This is a genomic window from Candidatus Neomarinimicrobiota bacterium (genome assembly GCA_041862535.1).
GTDB lineage: Bacteria > Fidelibacterota > Marinisomatia > SCGC-AAA003-L08 > TS1B11.
On record JBGVTM010000350.1, the window covers coordinates 1 to 6,469 of the forward strand.

A 6,469-nucleotide genomic window follows, 5' to 3' on the forward strand; every position below is an offset into this window, starting at 1 on the left:
TCTTCTGCGTCCCTTTGCCTTGTCTTGTTTCGTGCCTATCCGTGTTAATCCGTGGCTAAGATTTCTTGGCGTCTTTGCGGTTTCATATTTTCTTATCTTTGCGTCTCTGTGGTTCATTTCTCGCGCACCCGGCGCTCTCTCCAGCTCGCTGCTAACTCGGGACTAGAAACTCGAAACTTGAATCTTCTTTCAGATACCGCGCTTCGTACAGCTATGGTTATTGACGTGTCTACTTCTCCTTGGGGAGAAGGACGGGATGAGGGGTCAACTCGAAACCTGAAACTCGGAACTTTAAACTTCTTTTTTCGCGCACCACGCGCATCAGGCGAACGACAAACCCCTGCCATTGGCTTATATTCCGGCACGATGATAATGATGCCCCATACCGCCCCGCCCTGCCCTTGGTCCCGTCTACAATCCCGCCAGAGGCGGGGCCGTAGGCGGTGCCTGCCGCTACCACTACTCTGGATGCGGAGTAGAAAATTCTACACCCCGGATTTAACCCTCCCGTCGGGAAAAAATTTTAAAATGCTGAATTTTGTGTGGATTTTGTTGAATTTTAAGGGCTCCCCCTGGCCCCGGTTTGGCGGCCCGCCTCAGCGCTGGGCCCGGAGTAGACCCCAAAGTAACATGCTGATGCAGCTGCACCATTGCGGTAATAAAAACCGGCCCTCCCCCGCTGTGGGAAAGGGCCGATCTGATTGATTAGATTCTAATGGAGGCTTGCCTTAGTACATGTCGCCCATGCCGCCCGGAGGCATCGGCGGCATCTTCTGCTCTTCCTTCTTCTCGGCCACCAGCGCCTCGGTGGTGATCAGCAGGCTGGCTACGCTGGCAGCGTTCTCTACCGCTATGCGGGTCACCTTGGTCGGATCAATAATGCCCATCTTGTACATGCTGCCGTACCTCTCCTCCTGGGCGTCAAAGCCGTAGTCGCCATCCTTGTGATCGCGCACCTGCGCGAATACCACCGAGCCTTCATGGCCGGAGTTCTCCGCGATCTGGCGCAGGGGCATCTCCAGGGCCTTCTTCAAGATCTCCGCACCGATCTTCTGATCGCTATTATCCAGCTTCGTGACGTCGATGGCCTTGATCGCCCGCACCAACGCGACCCCGCCTCCGGGGATGATCCCCTCCTCAACGGCGGCGCGGGTTGCGTGAAGCGCATCTTCCACCCGGGCCTTCTTCTCCTTCATCTCCACCTCGGTGGATGCGCCCACGTTCAATACGGCTACACCACCGGAGAGCTTGGCCAAACGCTCCTGCAGCTTCTCCTTGTCGTAGTCCGAAGTGGTCTTGTCGATCTGGACCTTGATCTCGTTGATCCGGGTCAGGATATCATCGCTGCTGCCGCCGCCCTGGACAATAGTTGTGTTGTCCTTATCAATGGTGATGCGCTTGGCCGTACCCAGATAGGACAGGGTGGCGTTCTCCAGCTTATAACCCTGCTCCTCCGAAATGACAGTGCCGCCAGTCAGGACCGCGATATCCTGAAGCATAGCCTTGCGGCGATCACCAAAGCCCGGCGCTTTCACAGCAGCCACCCGCAGCGAACCGCGAATCTTGTTCACCACCAGGGTGGCCAGGGCCTCTCCCTCCACATCCTCGGCGACTACCAGGAGCGGCTTGCCGGACTGGGCTACCTTCTCCAGGATGGGCAGCAGATCCTTCATGGTACTGATCTTTTTGTCATGGATCAGAATGTAGGCTTCCTCCAGCTGGGCCTCCATATCTTCGGGGTTGGTGACGAAGTAAGGCGACAGGTAGCCTCGATCAAACTGCATGCCTTCCACAATCTCCAGCTCGATCGCGGTCGACTTGCCTTCTTCCACCGTGATGACTCCATCATTGCCCACCTTTTCCATCGCGTCAGCAATGCTGTTACCAATGGTGGCGTCGCCGTTCGCCGAAATCGTGCCCACTTGAGAGATCTCTTCCTTGCCACCCACCTCGCGGCTCTGCGCCTTCAGAGACTCCACCACCTGGGTAACCGCCCAATCTACACCCCGCTTCAGGTCCATGGGATTAGCTCCAGCAGTGACGTTCTTCAGACCTTCAGTAATAATGGACTGCGCCAGCACAGTGGCGGTGGTGGTACCGTCACCAGCCACGTCCGAAGTCTTGGAGGCTACCTCCCGCACCATCTGGGCACCCATGTTCTCGTACGGGTCCTCCAGCTCAATCTCCTTGGCAACGGTCACACCGTCTTTAGTAACGGTGGGAGCGCCAAATTTCTTCTCGAGCACCACGTTACGCCCCTTGGGACCCAGTGTTACTTTTACCGCTTCAGCCAGCTTATCCACACCCGACTTCAGGTACCGACGGGCATCAACACCATAGACTAGAATCTTTGCCATTGCGTCTATTCTCCTTTCGAAATCGTTGAAACTTTGAGACTAGAGAATTGCGTAAATATCGCTTTCACGAACAATGAGGTATTCCACTCCCTCAATGGTGAACTCGGTCCCGGAGTACTTGCCGTACAGGACCTTGTCACCCTTCTTGACCTGGGGCTTGATTAGCTGACCGTTGTCAGCAATTTTCCCGGGGCCAACCGCCACTATTTCGCCCTGCTGAGGCTTCTCCTTGGCGGTATCGGGCAGAATAATGCCGCCCTTACTGACATCCTCCGCTTCCGCAGGCCTAATTACCACTCGATCCTGGAGAGGTTTCAGGTTCATATGTGCACTCCTATGATTTCAGTCATTGACTTTATGTTCAAATTTGGAATAATCTGAGAATAAAGCTCGAACCCAAACAGCAAGATTTCAGATTCGAGCAGCAATAAATTTAAATTTATTTCCAGAGAGGGAAAAAGCATTTTTTAGCACTCTTATTGTAAGAGTGCTATGCCGGGGCAAAGTCAACCGCCGGTGCTGCCGAACCCGCCGCTGCCCCTCGTGGTCGCAGATAGTTCCTCGCACAGCTCGTACTCAACACCCGAGCCATCCAGCGCCACCAGCTGAAAGAGGCGATCACCCCGGTGTACCGTATAGGGAACATCCTTAATGTTGTCACACACGGCTACGAGCTCCCCCCGATAGCCGCCATCGATCAAACCAATGGAATTGGCCATCCTCAAGGGAGTTATTGCAATAGAGGACCGGGGCATAAGCAAATAGGCCCGACCGTCCTCTGGTTCACACTGGATACCCAGATGGATGGCCTTGGTCTCCCTTCCCTCGAAAGTCTGATCCTTGACGATGAACAAATCCAGCCCGGCATCGCCGAGGTGGTAATGGCCATGGTTGACATAGAGCTGCCGAACGCTGTCAGTAAGCGGTTTGATGTACAACTTCATGGAATGGCAGTCGGATGTTAAGGCGGGTAATCCAGTCAAATACAGGAAAAAAATAACTCGGACGCAACGAGCGGCTTCGGCTCAGTTGGCCCAGCCTGAACCACTGAGCTTGAATCAGCCCACGCTTTGAAATGCCACTATTCTCTCCTATTTTTTAGCCCATTATAAAGAACTCAAACTTTATGCGGACGCTGATCATTACCCTGCTCCTGGTCTTTATGACAATCGATATTGCCCAGGGCCAGACCGAGAGGTTTGTCGAGGCAGCCAAATTTCCCCAACCACCGGTAATCGATGGCCATGTCGACGAAGCGGTGTGGCAGCTGGCCGAACCGATCGAGGGATTCATCCAATTCGAACCGGAGCATGGTCAACCCTCTCCCCTGCGTACTATCGTGTATATCGGCTACAGCAACGAAGCCCTCTATGTCGCTTTTATCTGCGTCGATCCGGAGCCGGAAAGGATTGCCGCCGCTATTATAAAACGCGACGGTGAACTTGATGATGACGATGCTGTTGTCATCATGCTCGACACTTTCGACGACAATAGTAATTGCACCTATTTCATGACCAACAGTCTCGGCACGCAAGCCGACGGAAAGGTCGCTGACAATGGCCGCTCCAATGACGAAAATTGGGACGCTGCCTGGCTCTCCGCTGCCGCTCGAATCTCAGAGGGCTGGACGGCCGAATTCGCCATCCCCTTCCACATCCTAAGGTTTCAGGGTGGAGCAGGTCGCACCTGGGGGCTGAACCTCGGCCGCTACTATCCCAGACGTCTTGAGGAGAGTTACTGGCTCGGACCTCTGGAGGACGAGTATCGTGTCGCTCAATTCGGAGATTTGACCGATCTGGACCTCCCGGCTTTGGTCAAGCGCTATGAGATTATCCCCTACGCCTTATCCCAGTCCGAAGAGAGGCAGAACCTGGAGGGAAGGGTCGGCCTGGACCTACGCTACCGCCTGGGCAGCAACCTCAGCGCCGACCTGACCATCAATCCCGACTTCGCTATCGTCGAAGCCGACGTCGAGCAGATCAACCTGACCCGCTTTGAGCTGAGCATCCCCGAGAAACGCCCCTTTTTCCTTGAGGGAGGTGAGCTGTTCCGCCAGCGGGTCCAGCAGTTCTACTCCAGGCGGATCGGCGACATCCCCTGGGGCGCCAAGCTCACCGGTAAGGTCGGCTCCTGGGATCTGGCCCTTATCGGCACCCAGTCGGAGCCTATAAATAACGATTCCAACGGCTCCGATGCCACTTACACCATCGTGCGGGCCAAGAAGGGTCTGTTCGGCCCCTCCAACCTCGGCTTTCTCGCCGCCAACCGCACCTGCCGGGGTGACAATCAGGGATCGTTGGGCCTCGACGCCAACCTCTTCTTTACCGAGACTCTCGGTGCCACAGCCCAATTCGTCCGCGCCCATGGGCCGAGCAACGACGGCAAGATGACCTGGTTCATCAGGCCCACCTTCGACAATGCCACCAGCCACTTCCACATCCGGTACTCCCACTGGGGGATCGGACTGATGGAGAACATGAATGCCGTGGGCTTTATCCACGATGACAACCGCAAGGAATTCGACACCAACCTATCGCATACCCTCTGGATACAGGAAGGATTTGTTGAGGAAATCGATGCCGGAGTGAACTACAACCACTATTGGAGCCAGACGGGGGTCTTAAGGAGCTGGGAGCTGGATGCCGAGTGCGATGTGACCTTTACCAGCAAGTGGGAAATTGAATTATCCCACACCGACGAGTTCAAGCGCTACGAGAAGGATTTCCGCGACCGGGAGACCACGCTGGGGCTGGGCTACGACAACCGCGCCGGCCGCTCGGCCCAGATCTCGTTTGGATTCGGGCGTGAGGAAAACAGCGACCTGCGCCTTTTCGGCACGCATGCGACATTTAAAATTACCGACGCCTGGAATGCCAGCTACGGCCTCACGAGACTATGGCTTGATCCTGAGCCGGAAGACCCGGAAGACAGGAGCACCTCGATCCACGTGCTGCGTTCGCACTATTACTTCAACAAGGACCTGTACCTGAAGCTCTTTTACCAGACCCACACGGCTATCGACAAGCACAACGTGCAAGCCGTCATGGTCTGGCGCTTCCTGCCGCCCTTCGGTTCCCTGCAGGTCGCCTATCAGCGCGGCACTTCCCGCATCGGCACCACATCCGACCAGGGGCACACTCTGTTTACCAAACTGTCGTGGGTGTTTTGAGGACATCATCACCGTTACCAAATCCGTCCTGGTCAATGTCTACTATGCCGACTAATGCCTTCCCGAACGCTCACTCATACAAACTGATGGAGGGCTGACAGTATCGTCTTTGAACCGATAGGACAGCTATGGCTTTTTAATTCTCGAATACCATGATTGGAGGCTATATGAAACACCTTGAGAGGCGCCAGACTCTTCCAGTCATTGTCCTATTAATCATACTTGCCTTTAGCGGATGGAGCTGCACTCGGCCAGCCGTTCCACGCGTGCGGTTCGGGCTGGTGGTCCACGGAGGCGCAGGCACGATCCTGAAGGAAAATATGACCCCCGCACAGGAAGAGGCTTACCGGAGCAAACTCACCGAAGCCCTGATGGCCGGCTACGAGGTTCTCAACGACGAAGGCCCGGCCCTGGAGGCCGTCGTGGCGGCCATTGTCATCATGGAGGATTCGCCCCTTTTCAATGCCGGCAAGGGAGCCGTCTTCAACAGTGATGGTAAGAATGAGCTGGACGCCTCCATTATGGACGGTGATGCCTTGCGGGCCGGAGCAGTAGCCGGCGTCCGGCATGTGAAAAACCCCATCCGGCTGGCCCGGCTGGTCATGGAAGCCTCACCGCACGTCATGATGGCAAGTGAAGGAGCCGAAAGGTTTGCCCAGGAACAGGGCGTCGAGCTCATGACTGATGACTATTTCTTCACCCAGCACCGTTGGGAGGCCCTCCAACGGGCTAAAGAACGGGAGCAGGAAGCCTCCCGGATGAATCCTGCCGGAAAAGGTCACGGTACGGTGGGCGCCGTCGCCCTGGACCGGGCCGGCAACCTGGCGGCCGGCACTTCCACCGGAGGTATGACCAATAAGAAATTCGGTCGGGTCGGAGACTCCCCCATCATCGGCGCCGGCACTTATGCCGATAACCGGACCTGCGCCGTATCCTGCACCGG

General features: G+C 56.0%; 5 protein-coding genes. 2 read left to right on the forward strand and 3 right to left on the reverse strand.

The features are described from left to right. Positions 1–728 precede the first annotated feature (728 nt). The 3 genes from groL to ACETWG_12555 all read right to left on the reverse strand — a co-directional run bounded on the left by groL (position 729) and on the right by ACETWG_12555 (position 3,301). Entirely contained in the window at positions 729–2,357 is a 1,629-nt protein-coding gene (gene groL, locus ACETWG_12545) for a chaperonin GroEL (GenBank protein MFB0517417.1), read from the reverse strand. A 39-nt stretch (positions 2,358–2,396) separates the two neighbouring features. Next, positions 2,397–2,681, reverse strand: a complete 285-nt coding sequence (gene groES, locus ACETWG_12550) for a co-chaperone GroES (GenBank protein MFB0517418.1) — start codon at positions 2,679–2,681, stop codon at positions 2,397–2,399. A 182-nt stretch (positions 2,682–2,863) separates the two neighbouring features. Then, positions 2,864–3,301, reverse strand: coding sequence for a dUTP diphosphatase (locus ACETWG_12555; protein MFB0517419.1), 438 nt, complete (start codon positions 3,299–3,301; stop codon positions 2,864–2,866). Positions 3,302–3,483: 182 nt separating this feature from the next. Between ACETWG_12555 and ACETWG_12560 the strand changes: the two genes are divergently transcribed. Beyond that, positions 3,484–5,526 carry a DUF5916 domain-containing protein gene (locus ACETWG_12560; protein ID MFB0517420.1) on the forward strand — a complete coding sequence of 681 codons (2,043 nt, stop codon included), beginning with the start codon at positions 3,484–3,486 and terminating at the stop codon, positions 5,524–5,526. A 167-nt stretch (positions 5,527–5,693) separates the two neighbouring features. Then, a partial coding sequence (locus tag ACETWG_12565; protein MFB0517421.1) for an isoaspartyl peptidase/L-asparaginase family protein occupies positions 5,694–6,469 on the forward strand: 776 nt, incomplete at its 3' end.

Excerpts from the sequence above, each read along its gene's own strand:
- groL (MFB0517417.1), bottom strand. The coding sequence starts at position 2,357 with ATGGCAAAGATTCTAGTCTATGGTGTTGATGCCCGTCGGTACCTGAAG.
- groES (MFB0517418.1), bottom strand. The coding sequence starts at position 2,681 with ATGAACCTGAAACCTCTCCAGGATCGAGTGGTAATTAGGCCTGCGGAA.
- ACETWG_12555 (MFB0517419.1), bottom strand. The coding sequence starts at position 3,301 with ATGAAGTTGTACATCAAACCGCTTACTGACAGCGTTCGGCAGCTCTAT.
- ACETWG_12560 (MFB0517420.1), top strand. The coding sequence starts at position 3,484 with ATGCGGACGCTGATCATTACCCTGCTCCTGGTCTTTATGACAATCGAT.